Origin of the sequence: Aeromonas sp. S13(2024) (assembly GCF_041402405.1) — a bacterium.
GTDB lineage: Bacteria > Pseudomonadota > Gammaproteobacteria > Enterobacterales > Aeromonadaceae > Aeromonas > Aeromonas veronii.
In genome coordinates this window covers 116,350-139,730 of the sequence record NZ_JBGLRA010000005.1, presented here as the reverse complement: position 1 = coordinate 139,730, position 23,381 = coordinate 116,350, and the positions used below count along the sequence as shown (strand labels likewise).

The 23,381-nt window shown below is 59.5% G+C and carries 22 protein-coding genes; 8 read left to right on the top strand and 14 right to left on the bottom strand.

Features of this window, described 5'->3' with window-relative positions; genetic code table 11:
- Positions 1 to 8 precede the first annotated feature (8 nt).
- The 4 genes from lysS (at position 9) to ACB042_RS09685 (ending at position 6,030) form a co-directional block, all read left to right on the top strand.
- The gene (lysS, locus tag ACB042_RS09700) at positions 9 to 1,544 is read left to right on the top strand and encodes a lysine--tRNA ligase (protein ID WP_005335201.1); all 1,536 of its coding nucleotides are present in this window, start codon (positions 9 to 11) and stop codon (positions 1,542 to 1,544) included.
- Between the two features lie 199 nt (positions 1,545 to 1,743).
- Positions 1,744 to 3,534, top strand: coding sequence for an assimilatory sulfite reductase (NADPH) flavoprotein subunit (locus tag ACB042_RS09695; protein ID WP_371178310.1), 1,791 nt, complete (start codon positions 1,744 to 1,746; stop codon positions 3,532 to 3,534).
- Positions 3,534 to 5,258 carry an assimilatory sulfite reductase (NADPH) hemoprotein subunit gene (gene cysI, locus ACB042_RS09690; RefSeq protein ID WP_371178309.1) on the top strand — a complete coding sequence of 575 codons (1,725 nt, stop codon included), beginning with the start codon at positions 3,534 to 3,536 and terminating at the stop codon, positions 5,256 to 5,258. Before ACB042_RS09695 ends, cysI begins: the two co-directional genes overlap by 1 nt.
- Positions 5,248 to 6,030: a phosphoadenylyl-sulfate reductase gene (locus ACB042_RS09685; RefSeq protein WP_371178308.1), complete on the top strand. Its 783-nt coding sequence runs from the start codon at positions 5,248 to 5,250 to the stop codon at positions 6,028 to 6,030. Before cysI ends, ACB042_RS09685 begins: the two co-directional genes overlap by 11 nt.
- 79 nt (positions 6,031 to 6,109) lie before the next feature.
- Here the strand turns inward: ACB042_RS09685 and folA are convergent, their stop codons facing one another.
- The 4 genes from folA to ACB042_RS09665 form a co-directional block, all read right to left on the bottom strand.
- Positions 6,110 to 6,601: a type 3 dihydrofolate reductase gene (folA, locus tag ACB042_RS09680; RefSeq protein WP_042082782.1), complete on the bottom strand. Its 492-nt coding sequence runs from the start codon at positions 6,599 to 6,601 to the stop codon at positions 6,110 to 6,112.
- An 18-nt stretch (positions 6,602 to 6,619) separates the two neighbouring features.
- On the bottom strand, positions 6,620 to 7,087 hold the full coding sequence (locus tag ACB042_RS09675; RefSeq protein ID WP_026035076.1) for a threonine/serine exporter family protein: 468 nt from the start codon (positions 7,085 to 7,087) through the stop codon (positions 6,620 to 6,622).
- Positions 7,084 to 7,881, bottom strand: coding sequence for a threonine/serine exporter family protein (locus ACB042_RS09670; RefSeq protein ID WP_005348133.1), 798 nt, complete (start codon positions 7,879 to 7,881; stop codon positions 7,084 to 7,086). Before ACB042_RS09670 ends, ACB042_RS09675 begins: the two co-directional genes overlap by 4 nt.
- A 235-nt stretch (positions 7,882 to 8,116) precedes the next feature.
- Positions 8,117 to 8,452 carry a DUF3135 domain-containing protein gene (locus ACB042_RS09665; RefSeq protein ID WP_139740967.1) on the bottom strand — a complete coding sequence of 112 codons (336 nt, stop codon included), beginning with the start codon at positions 8,450 to 8,452 and terminating at the stop codon, positions 8,117 to 8,119.
- A 393-nt stretch (positions 8,453 to 8,845) separates the two neighbouring features.
- On the opposite strand from ACB042_RS09665, the gene mog reads away from it, so the two are divergent.
- Entirely contained in the window at positions 8,846 to 9,376 is a 531-nt protein-coding gene (mog, locus tag ACB042_RS09660) for a molybdopterin adenylyltransferase (protein ID WP_120415546.1), read from the top strand.
- 83 nt (positions 9,377 to 9,459) lie between these two features.
- Here mog and ACB042_RS09655 read toward each other — a convergent pair whose 3' ends face one another.
- From ACB042_RS09655 to trmB, 6 genes are all read right to left on the bottom strand, one after another.
- A complete protein-coding gene (locus ACB042_RS09655) occupies positions 9,460 to 9,861 on the bottom strand; it encodes a DUF2541 domain-containing protein (RefSeq protein ID WP_371178307.1) in 402 nt (133 codons plus the stop codon).
- Positions 9,862 to 10,028: 167 nt separating this feature from the next.
- Entirely contained in the window at positions 10,029 to 10,238 is a 210-nt protein-coding gene (locus ACB042_RS09650; RefSeq protein ID WP_005335219.1) for a YgdI/YgdR family lipoprotein, read from the bottom strand.
- A gap of 201 nt (positions 10,239 to 10,439) precedes the next feature.
- A complete protein-coding gene (locus ACB042_RS09645) occupies positions 10,440 to 11,735 on the bottom strand; it encodes a sulfurtransferase (RefSeq protein ID WP_139733444.1) in 1,296 nt (431 codons plus the stop codon).
- Positions 11,736 to 11,764: 29 nt separating this feature from the next.
- Positions 11,765 to 12,685, bottom strand: coding sequence for a glutaminase B (glsB, locus tag ACB042_RS09640; RefSeq protein ID WP_005348151.1), 921 nt, complete (start codon positions 12,683 to 12,685; stop codon positions 11,765 to 11,767).
- Positions 12,686 to 12,807: 122 nt separating this feature from the next.
- Entirely contained in the window at positions 12,808 to 13,140 is a 333-nt protein-coding gene (locus ACB042_RS09635) for a YggL family protein (RefSeq protein WP_005348158.1), read from the bottom strand.
- A 48-nt stretch (positions 13,141 to 13,188) separates the two neighbouring features.
- Positions 13,189 to 13,902, bottom strand: a complete 714-nt coding sequence (gene trmB / locus ACB042_RS09630; RefSeq protein WP_005335228.1) for a tRNA (guanosine(46)-N7)-methyltransferase TrmB — start codon at positions 13,900 to 13,902, stop codon at positions 13,189 to 13,191.
- A gap of 349 nt (positions 13,903 to 14,251) precedes the next feature.
- Between trmB and ACB042_RS09625 the strand changes: the two genes are divergently transcribed.
- On the top strand, positions 14,252 to 15,433 hold the full coding sequence (locus ACB042_RS09625; protein WP_371178306.1) for a PLP-dependent aminotransferase family protein: 1,182 nt from the start codon (positions 14,252 to 14,254) through the stop codon (positions 15,431 to 15,433).
- A 74-nt stretch (positions 15,434 to 15,507) separates the two neighbouring features.
- Here the strand turns inward: ACB042_RS09625 and ACB042_RS09620 are convergent, their stop codons facing one another.
- Complete coding sequence (locus ACB042_RS09620) at positions 15,508 to 17,037, bottom strand: EAL domain-containing protein (protein ID WP_371178305.1); 1,530 nt, start codon at positions 17,035 to 17,037, stop codon at positions 15,508 to 15,510.
- Positions 17,038 to 17,289: 252 nt separating this feature from the next.
- Here ACB042_RS09620 and ACB042_RS09615 point away from each other — a divergent pair, with 252 nt between their 5' ends.
- Positions 17,290 to 18,195: a TIGR01777 family oxidoreductase gene (locus ACB042_RS09615; protein ID WP_371178304.1), complete on the top strand. Its 906-nt coding sequence runs from the start codon at positions 17,290 to 17,292 to the stop codon at positions 18,193 to 18,195.
- Positions 18,196 to 18,322: 127 nt separating this feature from the next.
- On the opposite strand, the gene ACB042_RS09610 is transcribed toward ACB042_RS09615, so the two are convergent.
- Entirely contained in the window at positions 18,323 to 20,770 is a 2,448-nt protein-coding gene (locus tag ACB042_RS09610) for an ABC transporter permease (RefSeq protein ID WP_371178303.1), read from the bottom strand.
- A gap of 36 nt (positions 20,771 to 20,806) precedes the next feature.
- Positions 20,807 to 21,502, bottom strand: a complete 696-nt coding sequence (locus ACB042_RS09605) for an ABC transporter ATP-binding protein (RefSeq protein ID WP_019446439.1) — start codon at positions 21,500 to 21,502, stop codon at positions 20,807 to 20,809.
- A 56-nt stretch (positions 21,503 to 21,558) separates the two neighbouring features.
- Here ACB042_RS09605 and ACB042_RS09600 point away from each other — a divergent pair, with 56 nt between their 5' ends.
- The gene (locus tag ACB042_RS09600) at positions 21,559 to 22,170 is read left to right on the top strand and encodes an arylesterase (RefSeq protein WP_005335237.1); all 612 of its coding nucleotides are present in this window, start codon (positions 21,559 to 21,561) and stop codon (positions 22,168 to 22,170) included.
- A gap of 182 nt (positions 22,171 to 22,352) precedes the next feature.
- On the opposite strand, the gene ACB042_RS09595 is transcribed toward ACB042_RS09600, so the two are convergent.
- Positions 22,353 to 23,297: a chemotaxis protein CheV gene (locus ACB042_RS09595; RefSeq protein ID WP_005362471.1), complete on the bottom strand. Its 945-nt coding sequence runs from the start codon at positions 23,295 to 23,297 to the stop codon at positions 22,353 to 22,355.
- Positions 23,298 to 23,381: the final 84 nt, after the last annotated feature.

Here is a 23,381-nt window from a genome sequence, read left to right as displayed (position 1 = left end):
GAATCACCATGTCTGAACAAACCATCACTCCGGAAGTCGACCAAACTCTCGAACTCAACAACGAGATGACCGAGCGTCGTTCCAAGCTGGCCGCTCTGCGCGCCCAGGGTAATCCTTTCCCCAACGACTTCCGTCGCGACAGCCTCTCTGGCGATCTGCACGCAGAGTTCGACGACAAAAGCGCCGAGGAGCTGACGAGCCTGGGTAAACGGGTGAAGATTGCCGGTCGCATCATGACCCGCCGGATCATGGGCAAGGCTTCTTTCGCCACCCTGCAGGACATGGCCGGCAAGATCCAGGTCTACGTCACCCGTGACGACCTGCCGGAAGGTTTCTACAACGAGCAGTTCAAGAAGTGGGATCTGGGCGACATCGTGGGTGTCGAAGGTACCCTGTTCAAGACCCAGACCGGTGAGCTCTCCGTTCACGTTTCCGATATCCGCCTGCTGACCAAGGCGCTGCGTCCGCTGCCCGAGAAGCACAAAGGCCTGACCGACCAGGAAGCTCGCTGCCGCCAGCGCTACCTGGATCTGATCGCCAACGAAGAGTCCCGCAAGACCTTCATGATCCGCACCCAGGTGGTTGCCGGTATCCGCAAGTTCTTCAACGAAAAGCGCTTCATGGAAGTGGAAACCCCGATGATGCAAGTCATCCCGGGTGGTGCCTCCGCGCGTCCGTTCGTCACTCACCACAATGCGCTGGACATCGACATGTACCTGCGTATCGCTCCGGAGCTCTATCTGAAGCGTCTGGTGGTCGGTGGCTTCGAGCGTGTCTACGAGATCAACCGCAACTTCCGTAACGAAGGTATCTCGGTTCGTCACAACCCCGAGTTCACCATGATCGAGTTCTACATGGCCTACGCCGACTACATCGATCTGATGGACCTGACCGAAGAGCTGCTGCGCACCCTGGCGCAGGACATTCTGGGCGACACCAAGATCCGTTACGCCAAAGAGGGCGAAGAGGGCCTGACCATCGATTTCGGTCAGCCGTTCCAGCGCCTCACCATGGTCGAGTCCATCCTGAAGTTCAATCCGGATGTGACTCTGGACGATCTGGCTACCCTCGAGAGCGCCAAGGCCGTTGCCAAGCGTCTGCACATCGAGCTGATGAAGGGCTGGGAGCTGGGCCACGTGATCACCGCGATCTTCGAAGAGACCGTGGAGCACATGCTGCTGCAACCGACCTTCATCACCGAGTACCCGGCTGCCGTTTCTCCGCTGGCCCGCCGCAACGACGTGAACCCGGACGTAACCGACCGCTTCGAGTTCTTCATCGGTGGCCGCGAGCTGGCCAACGGCTTCTCCGAGCTGAACGATGCAGAAGACCAGGCCAAGCGCTTCCAGGATCAGGTTGATCAGAAAGAAGCTGGCGACGACGAAGCCATGTTCTACGACGCAGACTTCGTCACCGCGCTGGAACACGGCCTGCCGCCGACTGCCGGTCAGGGTATCGGTATCGACCGTCTGGTAATGCTGTTCACCAACAGCCACACCATCCGCGACGTTATCCTGTTCCCGGCTCTGCGTCCGCAGAAGTAAGGTTCATGCCCGCCGGGATCCACCCCGAGCGTGATAGCCAATAAAAACGCCCCGCGACTGCGGGGCGTTTTTCTATCTCCTTTACCACCAAATCACTTTATAAATTCAATAATGGAATAAAGAAGATATTTTTATTCTTTGTTGTTATCCAACACGCCCTTTAATCTGGCCAAAAATCAGACCATGGAAGACGCGTGTGATGCAATTGAAGGATTCCCCATTCAACCTCTCCCCCCTCTCTGACGAGCAGCAACGTCAGCTGGGCCAGGTACTCTCGACTCTCAATACCCAGCAACTGGCTTGGGTGAGCGGATATCTCTACGGCCTCTCCCAGAGCGGTCACCAGAACGTTGCTGCCAGCGCCGCCGTGGCTGCGCCCAGCGGCAGCCTGACCATTCTCTACGGCTCCCAGACCGGCAACGCCAAAGGTGTCGCCACTGCCATCAAGGCGCAGGCCGAGGCCCGCGGCCTCCCCGTCACCCTAGCGTCGATGGCCGACTACAAACCCAAGCAGCTCAAGAAAGAGAGCCACCTGCTGGTGGTAGTGAGCACTTACGGGGAGGGTGAACCGCCGGAGAGCGCCGTCGATCTGTTCGAGCAGCTTAAAAAAGGCAAGATCGGCAAGCTGGACGGCCTCAAGTTCGCGGTGCTGGGGCTGGGTGACAGCTCCTACGAATTTTTCTGCCAGACCGGCAAAGATTTTGACGACTTCCTCGCCAAAGCAGGGGCCGAGCGGGTTTATGAGCTCGCCAGCCTCGATGTGGATTATCAGGATGCAGCCAAGGCGTGGGGCGAACAGGCGCTCAACGCCATCACCGCAACCCTCTCTACCGGAGCGGCCAGCAGCAGCGTAGCCAGCGCGGTGCAGCAGGCGGTTGGCCACAGCCAATACAGCAAGGAGAACCCCTTCCCTGCACGCCTGTCGGTCAATCAGAAGATCACTGGCCGGGATTCCACCAAGGATATCCGCCATATCGAGATCAATCTGGCCGACTCCGGCATTACCTATCAGCCGGGTGATGCCCTCGGTGTCTGGTTCGACAATGACGCCGAACTGGTGGGCGAAGTGCTGGCCCTGACCGGCCTCTCTGGCGATGAAGCCACGGCCCACGGCACCTTGCGCGCGGCCCTGACCAGTCACTTCGAACTGACCCGGCTGCACGGCGGCTTTATCACAGGGCTCGCTGACATATCGGATAATGCGGCGCTGAAAGATCTGGCTGGCGACAAGGCCCAGGTCAATGCACTGGTCGCCTCTGCCCAAGTGGTGGATGTACTGAAACGCTTCCCGACCGCGCTCACGGCCGAGCAGCTGGTTGGCCTGCTGCGCCCCCTCACCCCGCGCCTCTACTCCATCGCCTCTGCCCAGAGCGAAGTGGAAGAGGAGGTGCACCTGACCGTCGGCGTGGTGCGTTACCCGCAGGAAGATGGCACTGTGCGCTCTGGCGCCGCCTCCTCCTATCTGGCGGATCGGCTGATTGAGGATAGCGAGGTGCGGGTATTCGTGGAGCACAACGACAACTTCCGCCTGCCGCAAAACCCCGACACCCCCGTCATCATGGTGGGCCCGGGCACCGGCATCGCCCCGTTCCGCGCCTTTATGCAGGAGCGGGAAGCTCAGGGCGCGGAAGGCAAGAACTGGCTCTTCTTCGGCAACCCCCACTTTACCCAGGATTTCCTCTATCAGGTGGAGTGGCAGCGTTATGTGAAATCGGGGCTGCTGTCGAAGATCTCCCTGGCCTTCAGCCGGGATCAGGCCCACAAGATTTATGTGCAGGACCGCCTGCGCGAGGCAGGGCTTGAGCTCTACCAGTGGCTGGAAGCAGGCGCTCACTTCTATGTGTGTGGCGACGCCAACAAGATGGCCAAGGATGTGCAGGAGGCCCTGCTGGAAGTGATTGCCGAACACGGTCACAAGAGCCGTGAGGAAGCAGAAGAGTATTTGAGCGAATTGCGTCGTGCCAAACGTTATCAAAGGGATGTCTATTGATGAGCAAACAACCTCTTTCTCACCCAAAAGCGGGACCGGTCGAAGGGCCGCTGGCCGACAACGAGCGCCTCAAGCGCGAGAGCAACTTCCTGCGCGGCACCATAGAGCAAGATCTGCAGGACCCGCTCACCGGCGGCTTTAACGGCGACAACTTCCAGCTGATCCGCTTTCACGGCATGTACCAGCAGGATGACCGCGATATCCGCCCGGAGCGCGCCGCCCAGAAGCTGGAGCCGCTGCACAACGTCATGCTGCGTGCCCGCCTGCCGGGTGGGATCATCACCCCGGCCCAGTGGCAGATCATCGACAAGTTCGCTGAAGAGCACAGCCTCTACGGCAGCATCCGCCTGACCACCCGTCAGACCTTCCAGTTCCACGGGGTCTTGAAGCGCGACATCAAGCTGATGCACCAGACCCTCAACAGCACCGGTATCGACAGTATTGCCACCGCGGGCGACGTGAACCGCAACGTGCTCTGCACCAGCAACCCGGTGGAGTCCGAACTGCATCAGGAGGCCTACGAGTGGGCCAAGAAGATATCCGAACACCTGCTACCCAAGACCCGCGCCTACGTGGAGATCTGGCTGGACGGTGAAAAACTGGGGCAGGATGAGGAGCCGATATTGGGGTCCAACTACCTGCCGCGCAAATTCAAGACCACTGTGGTGATCCCGCCCCACAACGACGTGGATATCCACGCCAACGATCTCAACTTCGTGGCTATTGCCGAAGGTGGCAAGCTGGTGGGCTTCAACGTGCTGGTGGGCGGTGGCCTCGCCATGACCCACGGCGACACCACCACCTATCCGCGCAAGGCGAGCGACTTTGGCTTTATTCCGCTCTCTCACGTGCTGGAGGTGGCGGCCGCCGTGGTCAGCACCCAGCGCGACTGGGGCAACCGGGTCAACCGCAAGAACGCCAAGACCAAGTACACCCTTGAACGGGTTGGCGTCGAAGCCTTCAAGGCCGAGGTGGAGAGCCGCGCTGGCATCCAGTTCGGGCCGGTTCGCCCCTATGAGTTCACCAGCCGTGGCGATCGCTTCGGTTGGGTCGAGGGGATCGACGGCAAGCACCACCTCACCCTGTTTATCGAGAATGGCCGCCTGCTGGACTTCCCGGGCAAGCCGCTCAAAACCGGCATGCTGGAGATCGCCAGGGTGCATCAGGGGGATTTTCGCCTGACCGCCAACCAAAACCTGATCATCGCCGGGGTGCCTGCCAGCGAGAAGGCCCGCATCGAAGGGCTGGCACGCCAATACGGCCTGCTGGATGACGGCGTAAGCGAGCAACGCAAGCAGTCCATGGCTTGTGTGGCCCTGCCCACCTGCCCGCTGGCAATGGCCGAGGCGGAGCGCATGCTGCCAGCGTTTGTCACCGACATCGAGGGCTTGCTCACCAAACATGGGCTGGCGGATGACGCCATCATCTTCCGTGTCACCGGTTGCCCCAACGGCTGCGGCCGCGCCATGCTGGCGGAAGTGGGTCTGGTGGGCAAGGCGCCCGGCCGCTACAACCTCCATCTGGGGGGCAATCTGGAGGGCACCCGCATTCCGCGCCTCTATAAGGAGAACATCACCGAGCCGCAGATCCTGGCCGAACTGGACGCGTTGATCGGCCGCTGGGCCACCGAGCGAAATCAGGGTGAGTGCTTCGGCGACTTCGTGATCCGGGTTGGGGTAATTGCCCCCGTTATCGATTCTGCGAGGGACTTCTATGCCGCTTAATGTCACTGAAGATGGCCGCCTTGACCTGCAGGCGCTGCTGGCCCTCGGCCGTGAGGAGCAAGTCGAGGCACTGGCGCCCCTCAACCGCGAGCTGGATACCATGAGCGCCCCCGAGCGGGTGCGCTGGGCTCTGGCCAATCTGCCGGGGGAGCATGTGCTCTCCTCCAGCTTCGGCATTCAGGCGGCGCTGATGCTCCATCTGGTAAGCCGCGAGCGGGCCGATGTGCCGGTGGTGCTGACCGATACCGGTTATCTGTTCCCGGAGACCTACCGCTTTATCGACGAGCTGACCGAGCGCCTCGCGCTAAATCTCAAGATCTATCGGGCCGAGCTCAGCCCAGCCTGGCAGGAGGCGCGATTTGGCCTCCTGTGGGAGCAGGGGGTGGAGGGGATCACCCGCTACAACCAGCTCAACAAGGTAGAGCCGATGGACCGCGCCCTGCGTGAGCTGGGGGCCCAGACCTGGTTCTCCGGCCTGCGCCGGGAGCAGTCCGGCGGCCGTAGCAAGCTGCCGGTGCTGGGCATCCAGCGCGGCCGCTTCAAGTTCCTGCCGGTGATCGACTGGAGCAACAAGGATGTCTTCTACTACTTCAAGGAGTTCGACCTCCCCTACCACCCGCTGTGGGAGCAGGGTTATCTCTCGGTGGGCGATGTCCACACCACCGCCAAGTGGGAGCCGGGCATGAGCGAGGAGCAGACCCGCTTCTTCGGCCTCAAGCGCGAGTGCGGTTTGCACGAGGAAAATGGCGAGAACGACGGCTCAGGCATCTAATCCCGTCTTGAAAACCCAACAGAACAACAAGGGCATCCGAAGATGCCCTTGTTGTTATTTGCCCATTAGCATTCGTCCGTCAGCGGCGCTGCCAGGTCTCGAAGCTATAGGGGTGCGGGTTCTTCTCATCGGCAGGGTGGCTCTCGCAATCAACGCGTTGCCACTGACCATCGTCAAAAGCAGGGAAGCGGGTATCCCCCTCCACCGCCAGATCGATGCGGGTCAGGTAGAGACAATCCGCGCTCGGCAACATCTCGGCATAGAGATGACCACCACCGATCACCATCAACTCCTCCACCGAGCTGCCTGCCAACAGTGCCAGCGCCGCCTCGACGGAGCCCACCACCTCAATGCCCTCAGCCTGATAGCCGGGATTGCGGCTGATCACCAGATTGCGCCGTCCGGGCAGCGGTCGACCGATGGATTCGAAGGTCTTGCGCCCCATCAATACCGGTTTACCGAGGGTGACACGCTTGAAGTGGGCCAAGTCAGCAGGCAGATGCCAGGGCATCTGGTTGTCCTTGCCTATCACCCTGTCGTGGGCCATGGCGGCAATCATGGAAATCTTCATGGGGCCTCTCACCGTCTGTCAGATTATGGGGCGGTTACGGTACACGACCAGAGAGGGGATCGCCAAACCGAAACTGAGGGCACCGACGATAAAGAGCGCCTTGAGGCCGTTTTCCACCGCACTCTGGATTAACTCCATGGTCACGCCATTGATGTTGAGCTCTACCACCGCAATCATGGTCTTGAAGGCATAGCTGCCTGGGATCATCGGAATAATCGAGGCAACGCTGAACACCGGACGCGGCGCCAGCAGACGGCGAGACCAGTAGACGCAGACAAAGCCGACCGTGGTCGCCGCCGCCAGCGTCGCCCACTCGATGGGCATACCATAGTGGATCAGCAGGGTCCGCAGACTGTGGGCCAATGCGCCGCCCATGGCGCAATACTTCAGCATCCGTGGCGGCACGTTGAACAGCATGGCAAACCCCACCGCCGGAATGGAGGACCAGAAGGCATCCTTGGCCAGTAGCCAGAGCAAATCCATCATACTTTCCACCCCCAGATCCCCGTGACCGACATGGCGAGAATAATGCCGATCGCTGCGCTGATAGTCAGCAGGGTCGCTGTCCCCCAGCGGGCCAGCCCCATGTTGAAGTAGCCCTTCACCATGTCGGAGACCGCATTGATCAGCGGAAAGCCCGGCACCAGCAGCAGCACGCTGGCAGCCATGGCGAGATAGGGCTGGTCACCCCAGTTGAAGAAAGTGGCGCTGGAGGAGAGCAAGGTAGCGATAAAGCCGGTGGCGGCAAAGTTGATGAGCGGGCTATGGTGATGGCGGGCCATCAGCTGGCGCACCCGCATCGCCACGGCAGACGAGAAACAGGTCACCAGGAAGATGGGCCAGTCACCGCCAAACAGCAGGCTAAAGGCGCCACAGGAGAGCCCCACCATGGGGACCACCAGCCAGGGGTGATAGTGAAAGGGGACGATGGCCTCGAGGCGCTGGCGCACTTCACGGGCACCGATCAGCTCTTTCTCCGCCATGATGCAGATCCGCTGGATCTCGCACACCACCTGCATGTTGATGCCATGTTCGCGCACCCGCCGGGTAGTGGTGACGCAACCCCCCTGATAGAGGCTGGTGAGCACGATGGCACTGGAAGAGATGGCCATCTCGACACTCTCCAGCCCCAGCGCCATCCCCAACCGCACCGTGGTCTGCTCGATGATCCGGCTCTCCGCCCCGAACTGGGCCAACATCTGACCCACCTTGACGATAATGCGGGTGATCTCTGTCTGTTGCTCCCGCGACAACACCCGTCTTGGTGTGATACTTCTCATAATCCCTTCGAGTCGTAGCAATAAAAATTTCGGCCATATTAGCCTAACTTTTACTGTTATTCATCCACCCCTATCACAACCTGACTAATAAGTTATTACAAGAAGGAGAAAAGAGATTACATCACAAATACATTACGACTAACATTAAAAACCATAACAATCAGGTCGCCAGCAATTCTCTTTATTATGGCCTCACCGATTTGGCTGAAATATCAACCAAGGGGGTTATTTCAGATTATTTGCGACGTCGATAGTCCGCCAGACGGATTATTTTACCACTGCCATCGCTTTCAGACGGAGGGTCCCCCTCTTCTCTGAACTGGCTCATTTCGCTGCGCATCAAATAAAAAGATTCCCGCATCATGTTGGTAATCCGGATACAGCTATCAAGATTGTTTTTCGCCAGACGGCGCTGACCATCAATCTTGAACTGCAACCCGCGCAGACGGCGCTGCTGATCGGGGCTCGCACGGGCCATCAACTGGTCGATCTGCTGCTCCAGAATCGCATCCAGCCGGGAGGGCTCACTCGCAGCCAACTCCTTCAGGGTGTCAAAATCAGGCAATTCCATATGCCCTCCTTGGCGACTATTGCTGGCAACACACTGCGGTACCACACCATCACGTCCCAGCCATATAAATCTGTATATACGATGCGGCTAAAAAGGGTTCAATCCATCCACTGGCGACTAAACCGGACAATGGTCACTACGAGGGTGTCTATCTATTTTAATTGTGTTTGGAAACAAGCGATTGTTTTTAATTCAGGCGAGATAAAACACTTATACATTTTAGGTTGTGATTTTCTGTTTTTTATTGCAAATAAAAATCCGGGTGGCCTTATTTTGCTTCATTCGACACTTTATTCTTCCCTCACCGACCCGCGTCATCTCCTGACGGTTTAACATATCTCACTGATTATGTTATTTTAATTGCCACTTTTATCGGACATTCAAGAGCAGACCATGAGCAAGGCAAAAATCGGTATCGTCACCGTCAGCGATCGCGCCAGCGCGGGCATCTATGAAGACCTCTCCGGCAAGGCCATCATCGACACCCTGAACGCCTATCTGACCTCGGAGTGGGAACCTGTCTATCAGGTGATCCCCGATGAGCAGGAGCAGATTGAAGCGACCCTGATCCAGCTGGCGGATGAGGAGCAGTGTTGTCTCATCGTCACCACAGGCGGCACCGGTCCGGCCAAGCGGGATGTCACGCCGGAAGCGACCGAGGCGGTATGTGATCGCATGATGCCTGGCTTTGGCGAGCTGATGCGGGCCGAATCCCTCAAGTTTGTGCCGACTGCCATTTTATCGCGCCAGACTGCTGGACTGCGCGACGATACCCTGATCGTCAATCTGCCGGGCAAGCCCAAATCAATCCGCGAATGTCTGGATGCGGTCTTCCCCGCCATCCCCTACTGTATCGATTTGATGGAAGGGCCGTATCTCGAGTGCGATGAAACTGTCATCAAGCCATTTAGGCCGAAAAAATAGCGAACCCGACCATAAAAAATAATGGCGAGCCACGGCTCGCCATTATTTTTAACTCATCTGTTTGCGCAGAAAAACCGCATCAATTATTTGCGGCCGAATACTTTTACGCCCGCTTTGCTGCGCTCTGAATTACCGTACACTTCGATTTTTTTTACACAACGGCGCGAGCCCAGTGATTTCCACTCGGTCTCTTTATCACTGCTCATTTCCCGATCGAAACGAATGGTCTTGGTACGATCACCACCATAGGTCACCACCACCCGATCCAGGGTCAAATCACGCTCCGCCTTCACCTTGATATATTTGGTCTGACGGCAAACCACCAAAGGAATTGTCGCACCATGATCACCGGCTCCCAGCAAAATAGTCCGCCCCAGCGTGAACTGATCGTCACCGGCATGGCTGGCTGACGCCGCCACCAGCAAGGCACCACCCAGCAAGCTGCGTGCAGAAAAACGGGAATTCCAGATAGACATCAAGGACATAACACCTCCAATAAAAAATGGAGTGTGATGATAAGGGTTAAACCATAACGGAAGCTGTATCACGGCTGAATTTGCTGCGAATGTGCGGGGATCAACAGAGAAAACAGCACGACTTTTCGGCAAAAAGAGAAGAGCCGCAGATAGCGGCCCTTGCGGCAAGAGAGCGCTTAGCGTTCCATAATTTGGGTCACGTCATCTTTCTTGATCATTACCTCGCGCCCTTCATGATCGTAATAGCGATACATGCCGGTACTCTCGTCCAGCTTGGGTTTGCTCTCTGTGGTGATCATCTTGCCATCCTTGGTGCTCATGATGTATTGGGAGCTGCATGCCACCAGCCCGAGGGCACACACCAGGATCATCATCAGTTTTTTCATTGCGGCCTCTTCTGCGATCATCCTCACCACGAGGATGTTTCTTGAAGCCTAGTTCAATCGCACGGCACGGGATGGCGCGATGAGCAAAGCGGGATCGCTGTCAATAATCAGCGACTTAGCCTCGCTATCTGGCCGGGTGGCGAGCGCAATGAAAAAGGCCGGACATCTGTCCGGCCTCTTCTTTTCAGCGCAAGGGCGCAATCATGACTTGGCAGGCTGACGCTCACCGGTCACGGTCGGGTTCTTGGGATCGGAACTCCACTCGTACCAACCGCCGTCGTAGACGCTGATCTGTTTCCAGTCCATCAGCCAGGCGTAGAAGAAAGCCTCGGAGGCGCGCCAGCCGGTACCGCAGTAGAACGCCGCCTGCTGGGTTGGCTCGATGTTCCACTGGTCCCACATGGCGAGGATCTCGCGGGCCGGCTTCATGGTGCCGTCCGGGTTGTGGAAGTCGCTCATGCTGTTGGCATCGACGCCACCATGACCCCACTTGGCCCCCGGGATATCGCCCTTCGGCTTGATGTAGCTGTAACCTGAGGTGTTGCCGACAAACTCGTCCCAGGTACGCACGCTGACCAGTGCGCTATCGGGCTGCTTGAGCAGCTCTTTCGCCTGACTTAGCGTGGTGTAGTACTCGGGGTGAGCGGGAATGGCCACGCCAAACTCCTTCACCGGCTCATATTTGTTGGGCAGACCGGTTTCGGTGCGCAGGTGCTGGATAAACCAGGCATCCAGACCACCGTCCAGCAGGCGTACATCTTTAACCCCCGCATACATCATCAGGTGCGCGGCACGGGCAGCCGCCATGGTGTTACGACCATAGAGGATGACGGTGGTGTCGTGACGGATGCCGTTGTCCAGCAGCAGCTTCTTGAGCGCTTCGTCAGAGACCTTGTTCCACAGCGGCTCCTCTTCGAGGCTGTTGGTATCGATATAACCGGCCCCCGGGATGTGGCTGATGAGGTAGGCCTTGGGTGAACCCCAATCCACTTCAAACAGCTTCCAGTCACCCTTGGGCGCAGCGGCAACCGGCTTGCCCTCTTGCAGATCCGCCAACCAGCGCGGATAGACCAGCTGCTGCCAGCGTGCCAGCGACTCGCGCGGTGCGGCTTGCCACCCTTGCAGCTCGAACAGCTGCTTGATCCCCTGCTTGCGCAGCAGACGGGCCACCTCGGCCACTTCGCGGGACGCACCGTAGAGGGCAACTGGACGATCGGCCTTCAGCCCCTTGATCTCGAGCGCCTTTGGCCACTCTTCATCGCTGTATTTCCACTCGGCAGAGAGGTTCTCGGCGCCCGCCACATGGCCGCCCTGCTTCTCCCCTTCCATCGGCCACCCCTGATAGAAGTAGCTGGCGCGGGTATCCAGGATGACAGCCTGTTTGGCCTTGGCATCGGCCAGCGAGAGCGGTGGCAACTCCCCTGCCACGGCGGGCAGGGCACACCAGAGCAGTAAGGTCGCCAGCGCGGCCTGCAGGAAGCGAAGATGTCGTTTCATGGTGATTTCTCGATTCATAGTGAACAAGGTTAAAAAATGGAGCGACCCAGCCGCTCGGCCAGCAGCTCCAGCGCCGCCGTGCCCGCCAGGGAGTTGCCGGCTTTGTTGAGCTCCGGCGACCAGACACAGACGCAGAGCTCGCCCGGGATCAGGGCGATGATACCGCCGCCGACCCCCGATTTGCCCGGCATGCCGACACGATAGGCAAAATCGCCCGCCTCATCATAGAGACCGCAGGTGGCGAGCAGGGCGTTGACCTGTTTGGTGGTGCGGGCGGGCAGCAGCGGCACGCTCTCGCCCAGTGGCACACCACGGTTGGCCAGATAGATGAATGCCCGCGCCAGATCGACGCAGCTCATGCGAATGGCACAGGCATTGAAGTAGCTTTGCAGCACCTTGTCCACTTCGTTTTCGAAGTTGCCATAGGCCTTCATCAGATAGGCGATGGCGGCATTGCGGGCAGAGTGCTGATATTCGGAGCGGGCGACCACCTGATCCGCCATGATGGCCGGATTGCCGGAAAGGCGGCGCACCAGCTCGAGGGTACGCTGACGCGGCGCAGTGAGGCGGGTCTCCAGCAGATCGCTCACCACCAGCGCCCCGGCATTGATAAAGGGGTTGCGGGGGATCCCCTGCTCGAACTCGAGCTGAACCAGCGAGTTGAAGGGCTGGCCGGAGGGCTCCTTGCCAACCCGGGCCCAGATCTCCTCCTCCTGATAGAGAGTGAGTGCCAGGGTCAGGCTCAGGGCCTTGGAGATACTCTGGATGGAGAAGGGTTCAAAAGCGTCACCGGCGGTGAACAGCTCCCCCTCGACGGTACAGACTGCGATACCAAGCCGATCGGCCGGTACCTGAGCCAGTGCCGGAATGTAGTCGGCCACCTTGCCTTGTCCCAGCAACGGGCGCACCTCTTCAAGGATGCTGGCCAGTAATTCGGATGACAACACCATAAGCAATAAGCGATTCCATGACTAAAACAGCGGTGGAGATCCCATCCCCACTGACAAAAATCCCGCCAGCGGCGGGATTTTTCAGTTACCCACAACAAGGCGCCAGATGCGGCAGCCTTGTATCAGGCCGGTTCACCGTACCAGAGGTCGAACAGTTCGGTAACGACCACGGCTTCCATCCCCTTGCCTTCCAGCCAGGATTTGACGGCAGCGCGGTCTTCTTCGGTACACTTGCCCAGTTGCTGGGTGCAGATCATCCCTTCCCAGGCCAGGTGACCGGAGCCGGCAAAAGCCAGTTTGCGGGGTTCAACAACCTCATCGATCATCGCATCGACTACCGCATCGATGGTCTCTTCGGCAGTGCCGACCGGGAAGTTGAAACTGATGTCGAAACCCATTTCCTGGAATTCATCGACGCGCAGTTTCTTGCGCAGGCGGCGGCTACGATTGGCCATGATAGCTCCTCAAGTTAGTTGATACGCTAGGTGTGTTGACGTGCCAGCTTAGCTGACACGCTTGAAAATCAGATCCCAAACCCCGTGGCCGAGACGGTGGCCACGTTGTTCAAATTTGGTCAGCGGACGCCAGTCCGGACGAGGCACCCAGTTACCGGTGGCAGAGGTATTCTCGTAACCCTCGGCGGCGCTCATCACTTCCAGCATGTGCTCGGCATAGTTTTCCCAGTCGGTCGCCATGTGGAACACGCCACCGATGGCCAGCTTCTGGCGAATGTCCTGGGCAAACGCAGGCTGTACGATGCGACGCTTGTGGTGACGGCTCTTGTGCCAGGGATCCGGGAAGAAGAGCTGCAGGCAGGAGAGTGAGCCGTTCGGGATCATGTGCTCCAGCACTTCCACCGCATCGTGGCAGATCACCTTCAGATTGGTGACGCCCGCTTCCTGAGCGGTACCCAGACAGGCGCCCACGCCCGGGGAGTGCACTTCAATGCCGATGAAGTTCTTCTCGGGGGCATTCTTGGCCATCTCCACCAGAGAGGCGCCCATGCCAAAGCCGATCTCCAGCACCACAGGTGCTTCACGGCCAAACAGCGCGACCAGATCGAGCTGCTTTGGCTCGAAATCGATGCCCATGACCGGCCAGAGCTCTTCCAGGGCCTTCTCCTGCCCTTTGGTCAGGCGGCCTTCGCGACGGACAAAGCTGCGGATCTTGCGCATGAACTTGCCGTCTTCGTTAAATACATCTTGGGTCACAGGCATAATGGTCTCGTTATTTCATCAATCCGGGTAATACATCTTGTGTTCGATCCCGAACGGGACCGCTCGCGGCTCGGCATTTCATCGACCCGCGAAAACAGGGGAGCGAATTATCCCAAGATAGGCCCAAGGCGCAAGTGTTTCGCGCAACAAATATTCCGGCCATCCACTTCCCAGCTCCCTCACTGGCATCACCACACCGACTAACCGTCCAATATAATCCGCAGTAGAGTCGTTCCAGCCCTTTTTTGGCGATTTTTGTGACAATCATTGCCTCATTTCTGAAATCTGATACAAACGGATAACCTGGCGGTCGAATGGAGCGACCGCCCACATGCCGAGAGAATTGTCTATGCAGCCGTTTTTTGCCCAGCGCTTCGAGAAGGTCGAGCCTTCCTTTATCCGTGAAATCCTCAAAGTTGCCGCCAATCCGGAGATCATCTCCTTCGCTGGTGGCCTGCCCAATCCCCACCTGTTTCCGGTCAAGGCGATCGATCAGGCCTGTCAGGATGTACTGCGCGAACAAGGGGCTGCTGCCCTGCAATATGCGGCGACCGAGGGCTTCGCCCCGCTGCGCCAATATATTGCCGACCGCTATCTGGCCCGCCACGGCATGCAGATCAATCCGGACAACATCCTCATCACCAGCGGCTCCCAGCAGGCGCTGGATCTGCTGGGCAAGGTGCTGATCGACGAGGGTCAGGATCTCATCATCGAAGAGCCGGGTTACCTTGGCGCCATTCAGGCCTTTTCTGTCTACCAGCCCACCTTCAAGCCGATTACCCTCGGTGAGGCCGGGCTGGATCTGGCGGCGCTGGATGCGCTGCTGGCAAGCGGATCCAGTGCCAAGCTGCTCTACGGCGTGCCCAACTTCCAGAACCCGAGTGGTGTCTCCTACAGCCGTGCCAACCGCGAGGCACTGGCCGAGCGACTGGTGCGCCACGATCTGTTGATGGTGGAAGATGATCCCTACGGCGAGCTGCGCTTCGAGGGCGAGCATCTCCCCCCGATTGCCAAGCTGGCGCCAAACAATACCGTGCTGCTCGGCTCTTTCTCGAAAACCGTGGTGCCCGCCTTCCGTCTGGGCTGGATGGTGATGCCGGAGTGGCTGCGCAAGAAGGTGACCATCGCCAAGCAGGCGACCGATCTGCACAGCAACGCCTTCAGCCAGCAGGTACTGCACCGCTTCCTGACCGACAACTCCCTCGACGCTCACTTGGAGAAGATCAAGGAGGTCTATGGCCGCCAGCGCGCTGCCATGGAGGCCGCGTTGGCCCGTCACTGCCCGCCCGGTGTCAGCTACACCAGACCGGAAGGGGGTATGTTCCTCTGGCTGACCCTGCCTTCCCACATCAGTGCCATGGCGCTGTTTGACGAGGCGATCAAGGAGAAGGTGGCCTTCGTACCCGGTGCCCCCTTCTACGTGCGCCCCGAGATCAAGAACACCCTGCGCCTGAGCTTCTCCTGCGTCGATGAAGCGACCATCGAGGAGGGGGTCAAACGCTTGGCCCGCGCCCTCCAGCGCATGCTCTGATCGCCCAAGCCAAACCGTATCAACAAAAAAACCAGCGAGCGATCGCTGGTTTTTTATGCTCCCCATTCAACCGTTCAGCCAAACAAGGTCTTGCAAAACTGCTTCATCGGGATGGGGCGGCTGTAACGATACCCTTGCAGATAGTCAACGTGGCGCGCCCGCAGGTAGTCCGCCTGCGACTGCTTCTCGACCCCCTCCGCGATCAGGATCAATTCAAGTCGCTTCGCCAGATCAATCACGTTTTCAACGATATGGCTGGAGAGTGCATCCGTGCCGATCATCTCCACAAAGCTCCGGTCAATCTTGAGTGCATCGACCTGAAACTGTTGCAGATAGGTGAGACTGGAGTGACCGGTGCCAAAGTCATCGATAGAGATCAACACGCCCAGTTTGCGCAACTCGGCAAACATCTGAGCGGTTGTCTCATCGGCCACCAGCAGTTCACGCTCGGTCAGCTCCAGCCCCAAATCAACGGGATTGTCCTTAAACGCATCGAGAAACGCTTTGCAGTCAGCCAACAAGTCGAGATCCTGAAAGTGCTTGGCGCTGATATTGAAGCAAAAATGGAACTTTGCCGGCAGCTTGCGGGCATAAGGGGAGAAGTGGTCGCGCACCTGCGCCATCAACAGGCTGGTCATGGGCACGATCAACCCGCTATCTTCCGCCAGCGGAATAAAGCGATCCGGCGAGATCATCCCCTGCTTGGGATGCTGCCAGCGCATCAGCACCTCACAGCCACGCCACTGCTCATTCTCACCGGAGACCACCGGCTGCAGATAGGGGATAAACTCCTCCTCGATCAACGCCCGCTTGAGCTCTTCCGCTGGTGAGCTGCTACGCCCCATCAGCCTGAAGGTGCCGAATCCAATCAGCAGTGCCAGCAGCGGAGAGAGGAACAAGGTATATCTGGAGTAGCGCCATGCGTGGCTCCAATAGTCATGCACCGTGACCCGGGTGACGACCTGATAGGGGAAATCGGCCGAAGCGAGGGCAATATAACCCTCTTCTGTCGGAGAGGGCGCAGCCCCGACCTGACCTGAGCCAAACAGTGCCCTCTGCCCCACCACCAGAGCCATCGGGGAGTTCTTGCTGGAGATCTCCAGGGTATTGCGCAGGTAGTAGCCATCTACACCGATCAGCACACTCCCCTTGTCCGTTTCATGACGCAGCACGATCAAGGGGCGATCCGGCGTGACCTCATTGCCAGGCAGCAGTTGCAACCTGCCATCCACATAGCGGTCGGGATTGAAGGGGCCATCGTAGTCACCATAGAGCGAGGTGCAGTAGATGTGGCTGCCGACAGCCAGATTGGCGGAACGGACATCGGGCACCGTGGCCACCTGTTCGCGCAGCAGCTGTGCCGCCTCCTTGCAGGAGTGACCAAGCATCCCCTCCACATTGATGGCCGCCTGCCGGGCATGGCCGATGGTGCGATCAAACATCGTACGGGCATGCTGCAACCGTGAATCGGCATCACGCTCTATCTCCGTCACCGTCTGCCAGATAACGGCAACAACCCCCAGCAGCAGGATCCCGCCCCCCATCAGCAGCGCCAACAGAATCCTCGAGTAAAGCTGGCGAAGTTTCAAACGGCGAAATGGCATGGCGGCCTCTTTGATGCTCGGATAATGGGTGACAGCCTCGGTGGACAGGCGAAAAGGGTCGCCATAATAGCGATTGTTCAACAAATGTCCACCCAACAAAAATCAATCAATTCAAACTATTGTTCAACAATATGTCGTAAGAAGAGGATAGAGTTAACAAACGTCAAACAGAAAACTCCCGAAGCACGTCTCACTTGTTGAAGGGAAGCCACACCATTAAAGTTGAGCAAACGGCAGCAGGAGCATGCAGCGATGAAGATTCTTATTACCGGAGGAACCGGCTTTATCGGCCGCAAGCTGGTTGCCCATCTCAAGGTCAATCACGAGGTCGTGGTCTTGAGCAGGCAGGGGAGCCGCGCTTACTCCCTGCTGGGTCACGATATCAAGGTATTGGATAACCTCGACCGGCTCGATGACCTCAATGACGTGGACGCGGTGATCAATCTGGCCGGTGAACCCATCGCCGCCGGACGCTGGAGCGAGTCGCGCAAACAGCTGCTCTGCGATAGCCGCTGGCTGTTGACCGAGCAGCTGGTGGATCTCATCAAGCTATCCAGCACGCCGCCCAAGGTGCTGATCAACGCCTCCGCCATCGGCTGGTATGGCAGACAGGGCACCGAAACCCTCGACGAGCAGTGCCGCTCTCCCAACGACGAGTTTACCCACCAGCTCTGCCAGCAGTGGGAGACCCTGGCGCAGGAGGCCCAGAGCCGCCAAACCCGGGTCTGTATCGTGCGGATCGGGCTGGTGCTTGGCATGGATGGCGGCGCCCTGCCCAAAATGCTCCCCCCCTACCGACTCGGACTCGGCGGCCCCATGGGATCGGGCAGCCAGATGATGAGCTGGATCCATGTGCAGGATCTGGTGCGCGCCATACTGTTCTTGCTGGATCACGAAGAGTGCAGCGGCATCTTCAACGGCACTGCGCCCCATCCGGTCAGCAACCGGGAGTTCAGCCAAACCCTTGCCACCACGCTGCACCGTCCACACCTCTTCTTCGTCCCGGCGCCGCTGTTGCAACTGGTGATGGGGGAGGCGGCCGATCTGCTGCTGACCGGACAAAAGGTGATACCAGCGCGGCTGCAACAGGCCGGTTTTCACTTCAGCTATCCCGAGCTGCCGAGTGCCCTCACCAATCTGCTGCACGAGCCCCGCTAACTCACACCCGCTCGCGGCGTCCGCTCGTCAGCACCTCGCATAACAAGCAGCCCGGCCAATGGCCGGGCTGCTTGTTTATTGTGGATGCTCGATTGCACCTTGTGTGCATCGGCTCGCGCTGGCGGGATTACAACAAGCCCTGCCCCAGACCCCGCAGCCGATCGCTCAGGGTACCAGCCAGCAGCTGGCGCTGCATCCCCTGCCCCGCCAGCGTCACCAGCAGCGCCCCCAGCGTCGGCAGGCCAAGCCAGATGGCCCAGTGGAACTGCCACTGCCCCTCGAACCACCACCACTGCAGGCCAAAGGCGCAGAGCTCCACCACCATGGCGGCACAGAGCCCCGCCAGCGCACCACTGGCCACCAGCTCCCAACGCAGCATCTTTTTCAGCAGTTCGCTGCTGGCACCCAGGGTGCGCATAAGCAGCAGTTCTCGTCGACGCTGGGCCATGCTGGCCTGGGTCTGGGTCAGAAGCACCAGCAGTGCGGCCACTGTCACCAGCCCCAGCATCAGCGCCAGCGCCCGGCTCACCTGCTCCGATACCTGAGTAAGCCGCGCAATCAGGTCATCCACATCGATAAGGCTCACCGTGGGGTGACGGCGGATCAACTCCACCTCGGCAGTGCGCCCCGCCTCGGGCAGCCGGTAGCTGCCAAGCCAGGTTCGGGAGAAGGGTGCCAGCAGATCCTCGGAGAAGATCATGTAGAAGTTGGGACGCATGTTGTCCCACTTGATGCTGCGCAGACTGGTGACCCTGGCGCCAAAGCTGCGCCCCTCGATGGTAAAGGCGAGCATGTCCCCCAGCTTGATATCGAGCCGCTTGGCCAGCTCACTATCCACAGACACCTCGCCGGGTCCGGCAAGCCATTTCCCGGCCACCAGCTTATTGTCGATTGGCAGGGTTGTTGTGGTAGTGAAGTTAAGCTCCCGATCGACCCCTTCACGACCACTGCTGGCCCCCTCGCCCACCGCTTCACCGGCGATATGGGTCAGCCTGCCGCGCACCATGGGGTAGAAGCCGGAGGTGTTGGCCCCGGCTGCCGCCAGCTCGCTCAGGATCCCCTCCCGCTCGTTCTCGGCCACATTGACCAGAAAACGATTGGGTGCATCGACGGGGAGACGTGCCGAAAACTCATCCAGCAGATCGACCCGGGCCGCCCATAACAGACCAAACAGCATCAATGCCAGCGCAAAGCCCGCCAGCTGAAACAGGCCGCTGCTGCGCTCGCGCGACAGGTGGGCCAGCGCCAGCCGCAAGGCATGAGGCCCGCTCACTCTTGCCCCCAGCCGCAACATCAGGGCTGCCAGCAGGGCCAGCAACCCCATCAGCAAGCCCATGCCACCCACCAGCCCCAGCGCCAGCCGCACATCGGCGGTAAAGCCCCAGACCAGCGCAAACAGCCCGAACAGGCCGACCGGCAGGGCCAGCCAGGGGGGAATCCCCGCCTCCAGCTCCCGGCGCAATACCCGCAGCGGCGGCACTTTCAGCAGCCGCAAGAAGGGCACAAAAGCGAGCAGCAGAGTGATAAAGAGCGCCACCGCCACCCCCAGCGCAAAGGGGCGCCAGGAGGGGGGCGGCAGATCCGGCGGCAGCAGGTCCCCCAGCAGTTGCAAGGTGATCCACTGCATGGCTGTGCCCGCCACCAGACCCAGCAACGCACCGATCAGCGTCAGCGACAGCAGCAGGGTTCCCATCAGTTGCCAGAGCGAGCGACGAGATGCCCCCAGGGTCTTGAGCAACGCCACCATATTGGTCTGGCGCTCGGCAAAGTGGCGCACCGCAATCCCCATCGCCAACGCCCCCAGCAACACCCCGCTTAACGAGGCAAGCCGGAAGAAACGCTCGGCATTGGCCAGCGAGCGACCCACTTGGGATTCGCTGTCATCCGGTTTGATCCACTTCTGTCCGGCCTGCAATTGCGGCAACAACCATTGCTCGTAACGGGCCAGCGACTCTCGCGGCCCTTTGAACAGATAGCGCCACTGCTGGCGGCTGCCGGGGAGCAGAGCACCGGTCGCCTCGATATCGGCACTGTGGATCAGCGCCCGCGGCGCCAGCAGGAAGGGGCTGAAGCCCTGATCCGGCTCCTCGCCAAGCAGGCCTGCCACCTTGAGCACCGTATTGCCCACCTCCAGCTCATCCCCCGTTTTGGCCTTGAGCAGCTGCATCACCCGAGCGGAGAGCCAGATCTCGCCGGGGGCCGGGGCACGGGCAGGTTCCAGAGTGAGCTTGCCGTAGAAGGGAAAACCATCGGGCACCGCCCGAATGGAGGCAAGCTGCAGCGCGTCGCCGTGAAACAGCATGCTGTTGAAGCTGACGGTGGTCTGCACCGCCAAACCATCCTGTTTCGCTCGGGCTAGCCAGCCATCCGGCAGGGCGGCGGCGGTGCGCAGCACCCGATCCGCCCCGATAAAGTCGCGGCCCGACGCCTTGAGTCCGGCATCGAGCCGATCCGCCACCAATGCCACACTCAAGACACACGCCACGCTAAGCGCTAGCGCCAGCACAAACCAGCGCAGCTCGCCGCTGAAACCTTCCCGGCGCAGCAGTCGCCATCCCAATCGCCACTGCATCATCCCTTGCATCTCCCGCCTGACCCGCAGCTCACCCCGTTACACCACATCATGGGCCACCTCGCGATCCAGTCTGCCCGCCGTCATGACCAGTTGCCGCTGGCAGCGTTCGGCCAGCTGATGGTCATGGGTTACCACCACTAGCGTGGTGCCGTGCTTGCGATTGAGTTCAAACAGCAGCTCTATCACCTTCTCGCCGGTCTTGCTGTCGAGGTTGCCGGTCGGCTCGTCCGCCAGCAGCAGACTGGGGCGGGTCATAAAGGCACGGGCGATGGCCACCCGCTGCTGCTCACCGCCGGAGAGCCGTGGCGGCAGATGGTGCAACCGCTCGCCAAGCCCGACCGCCGCCAGCAGCTCGCGGGCCCTTGGCTCACAATCCCGCTCGCCACGCAGCTCGGCGGGCAGCATCACATTCTCCAGCGCCGTCATGGTCGGGAGCAGCAGGAACGACTGGAACACAAAGCCGATCTGCTCGGCACGCAATCTGGCCCTCCCCTCTTCATCCAGCTCGCCAAGGGATTTGCCGAGGATTTCGATATCCCCCTGACTCGGCAGATCGAGCCCGGCCAGCAGCCCCAGCAGGGTGGACTTGCCGGAGCCGGAGGCACCGACCAGGGCCACCGTCTCGCCGCTATTGACTTGCAGATCGATCCCTTCAAGGATGGTGAGGCTTTCCTGGCCGAGGCGAACCGATTTGCCGAGGCCCTTGACGACAATAATGGGGGTTGAACTCATGCTCTGTATCCTTTGTTCCAATTCCTTGATGACAATCCATAGCGGGAGTTGAATTGATGGTGCGTATTCTGTTTGCCTTGTTCGTTGGCCTCGGCAGCCTGCTCTCGTCGGCTCAGGCCCAGACCCTGCTGGTACTGGGAGATAGCCTGAGCGCCGGCTATCAGATGCAGGTTGAGCAGAGCTGGCCCGCCCTGCTCAACCAGAAATGGCAGGAGGAGGGGGGCAAACACACCCTGCTCAATGCCAGCATCAGCGGTGAAACGACCCAAGGGGCGCTGGCCCGTCTGCCCGCTCTGCTGAAGGAGCACAAGCCGGACTGGCTGCTGATCGAACTGGGGGGCAACGATGGCCTGCGCGGCTTCGCACCGACCATTACCCGCCAGAATCTGGCCAGCATGATCGCGCTCGCCAAGGAGCAGCAGACCCGTGTGGTGTTGACCCAGATCCAGCTGCCCCGCAACTACGGTGCCCGCTATCTGCGCCAGTTCGAACAGATCTTTCCCGAATTGGCCCAGGCTAACGATCTGCCGCTGCTCCCCTTCTTTATGGATGATATTGCGCTGCGCCCTGAACTTATGATGAACGATGGCATTCATCCCACCCCGGCGGCCCAGCCCCAAATCCGCGATAAAGTCGCCCGCTTTATGGAGCCGCTGCTCAGCCAATAAGCCCGCCGTCTATCGCCAATATCCCATAACCAAGTATCCCGCCGAAATCGGATGTTTTGGGCAGTCGACGATCTCTGCTTGGCACCTTGATTCACCCAATCCATCGCCAATACCCAATAACAACACATCCCGCCGAAGCGGGATGTGTTGTTATTGATTTAGCATAACCGGCAGGCAGCTTCTCAGCTTTCCAGCACCTGACGCAGCCGCTCCTGCGCCACGCCGACCAGCAAGTCGGGCTGGAATTTGGAGATAAAGCGGTCACACCCCACCTTCTTGACCATGGCTTCGTTGAAATTGCCGCTCAGGGAGGTGTTGAGGGTGATAAAGAGATCGGACATACGCGGATCGCTGCGCACCTCGTGGGTCAGGCGGTAGCCGTCCATCTCCGGCATTTCGGCATCGGTGATCATCAGCAGGATCTCGTCGGTCACCTTCTTGCCAGCATCGCACCACCCCTTGAGCAGGGTCAGCGCCTGCAAACCATCCTGACACTCGATCACCTCAAGCCCAAGCTGGCCCAGGGTCTCGCGCACCAGATTGCGGGCGGTGCTGGAGTCATCGACGATCAGCACTTTGCGTCCATGCATCTCGGGCAGGATCTCCCGGTCCAGCACCTCCTCGGAGATGCGGATGTCATAGGTGATGATCTCCGCCAGCACCTTCTCTACATCGATGATCTCGACGATCTGCTCCACTCCATCTTCGGGAATGCGGGTGATGGCAGTGAGGTAGTTGGCGCGCCCGGCGGAGCGCGGCGGCGGCAGGATATCCTTCCAGGTCATGTTGACGATATTGGCCACCTGCCCCACCAGAAAGCCCTGAATGGTGCGGTTGTACTCGGTGATGATGAGGTTGGATTCACTGTCGATGGGCATGGGACGCATCCCGATGGCGCTACGCAGGTTGATCACCGGGATCGAGGTACCACGGATATTGGCCACCCCGCTGATATTGTGATGGGAGCCCGGCATCTTGCTCAGATGGGGCAACTTGACCACTTCCCGTACCTTGAAGACGTTGATGGCGAACATCTGACGGGTGCCGAGACGAAACATCAACAACTCGAGGCGGTTTTCACCCACCAGTTGAGTTCGTTGATCAACGGAATCCAATATACTCGCCATACGCTGATATCCATCTGATTATTAATCGACTCTATTATAGAGGCTGCCCGCCAGGAAAGGCAGGCGCATTTTCAACCAGAGCGA

Bases quoted from the DNA above. Each gene is read 5' to 3' on its own strand.
- cysI (WP_371178309.1), top strand. From the start codon at position 3,534: ATGAGCAAACAACCTCTTTCTCACCCAAAAGCGGGACCGGTCGAAGGG.
- ACB042_RS09655 (WP_371178307.1), bottom strand. From the start codon at position 9,861: ATGTCCTTGATGTCTATCTGGAATTCCCGTTTTTCTGCACGCAGCTTG.
- ACB042_RS09610 (WP_371178303.1), bottom strand. From the start codon at position 20,770: ATGATGCAGTGGCGATTGGGATGGCGACTGCTGCGCCGGGAAGGTTTC.
- ACB042_RS09675 (WP_026035076.1), bottom strand. From the start codon at position 7,087: ATGATGGATTTGCTCTGGCTACTGGCCAAGGATGCCTTCTGGTCCTCC.
- ACB042_RS09595 (WP_005362471.1), bottom strand. From the start codon at position 23,297: ATGGCGAGTATATTGGATTCCGTTGATCAACGAACTCAACTGGTGGGT.
- lysS (WP_005335201.1), top strand. From the start codon at position 9: ATGTCTGAACAAACCATCACTCCGGAAGTCGACCAAACTCTCGAACTC.
- ACB042_RS09685 (WP_371178308.1), top strand. From the start codon at position 5,248: ATGCCGCTTAATGTCACTGAAGATGGCCGCCTTGACCTGCAGGCGCTG.
- ACB042_RS09620 (WP_371178305.1), bottom strand. From the start codon at position 17,037: ATGCCATTTCGCCGTTTGAAACTTCGCCAGCTTTACTCGAGGATTCTG.
- ACB042_RS09605 (WP_019446439.1), bottom strand. From the start codon at position 21,502: ATGAGTTCAACCCCCATTATTGTCGTCAAGGGCCTCGGCAAATCGGTT.
- folA (WP_042082782.1), bottom strand. From the start codon at position 6,601: ATGAAGATTTCCATGATTGCCGCCATGGCCCACGACAGGGTGATAGGC.
- ACB042_RS09645 (WP_139733444.1), bottom strand. From the start codon at position 11,735: ATGAAACGACATCTTCGCTTCCTGCAGGCCGCGCTGGCGACCTTACTG.
- ACB042_RS09615 (WP_371178304.1), top strand. From the start codon at position 17,290: ATGAAGATTCTTATTACCGGAGGAACCGGCTTTATCGGCCGCAAGCTG.
- ACB042_RS09670 (WP_005348133.1), bottom strand. From the start codon at position 7,881: ATGAGAAGTATCACACCAAGACGGGTGTTGTCGCGGGAGCAACAGACA.
- ACB042_RS09625 (WP_371178306.1), top strand. From the start codon at position 14,252: ATGCAGCCGTTTTTTGCCCAGCGCTTCGAGAAGGTCGAGCCTTCCTTT.
- ACB042_RS09695 (WP_371178310.1), top strand. From the start codon at position 1,744: ATGCAATTGAAGGATTCCCCATTCAACCTCTCCCCCCTCTCTGACGAG.
- ACB042_RS09600 (WP_005335237.1), top strand. From the start codon at position 21,559: ATGGTGCGTATTCTGTTTGCCTTGTTCGTTGGCCTCGGCAGCCTGCTC.
- glsB (WP_005348151.1), bottom strand. From the start codon at position 12,685: ATGGTGTTGTCATCCGAATTACTGGCCAGCATCCTTGAAGAGGTGCGC.
- mog (WP_120415546.1), top strand. From the start codon at position 8,846: ATGAGCAAGGCAAAAATCGGTATCGTCACCGTCAGCGATCGCGCCAGC.
- ACB042_RS09650 (WP_005335219.1), bottom strand. From the start codon at position 10,238: ATGAAAAAACTGATGATGATCCTGGTGTGTGCCCTCGGGCTGGTGGCA.
- ACB042_RS09665 (WP_139740967.1), bottom strand. From the start codon at position 8,452: ATGGAATTGCCTGATTTTGACACCCTGAAGGAGTTGGCTGCGAGTGAG.
- trmB (WP_005335228.1), bottom strand. From the start codon at position 13,902: ATGCCTGTGACCCAAGATGTATTTAACGAAGACGGCAAGTTCATGCGC.
- ACB042_RS09635 (WP_005348158.1), bottom strand. From the start codon at position 13,140: ATGGCCAATCGTAGCCGCCGCCTGCGCAAGAAACTGCGCGTCGATGAA.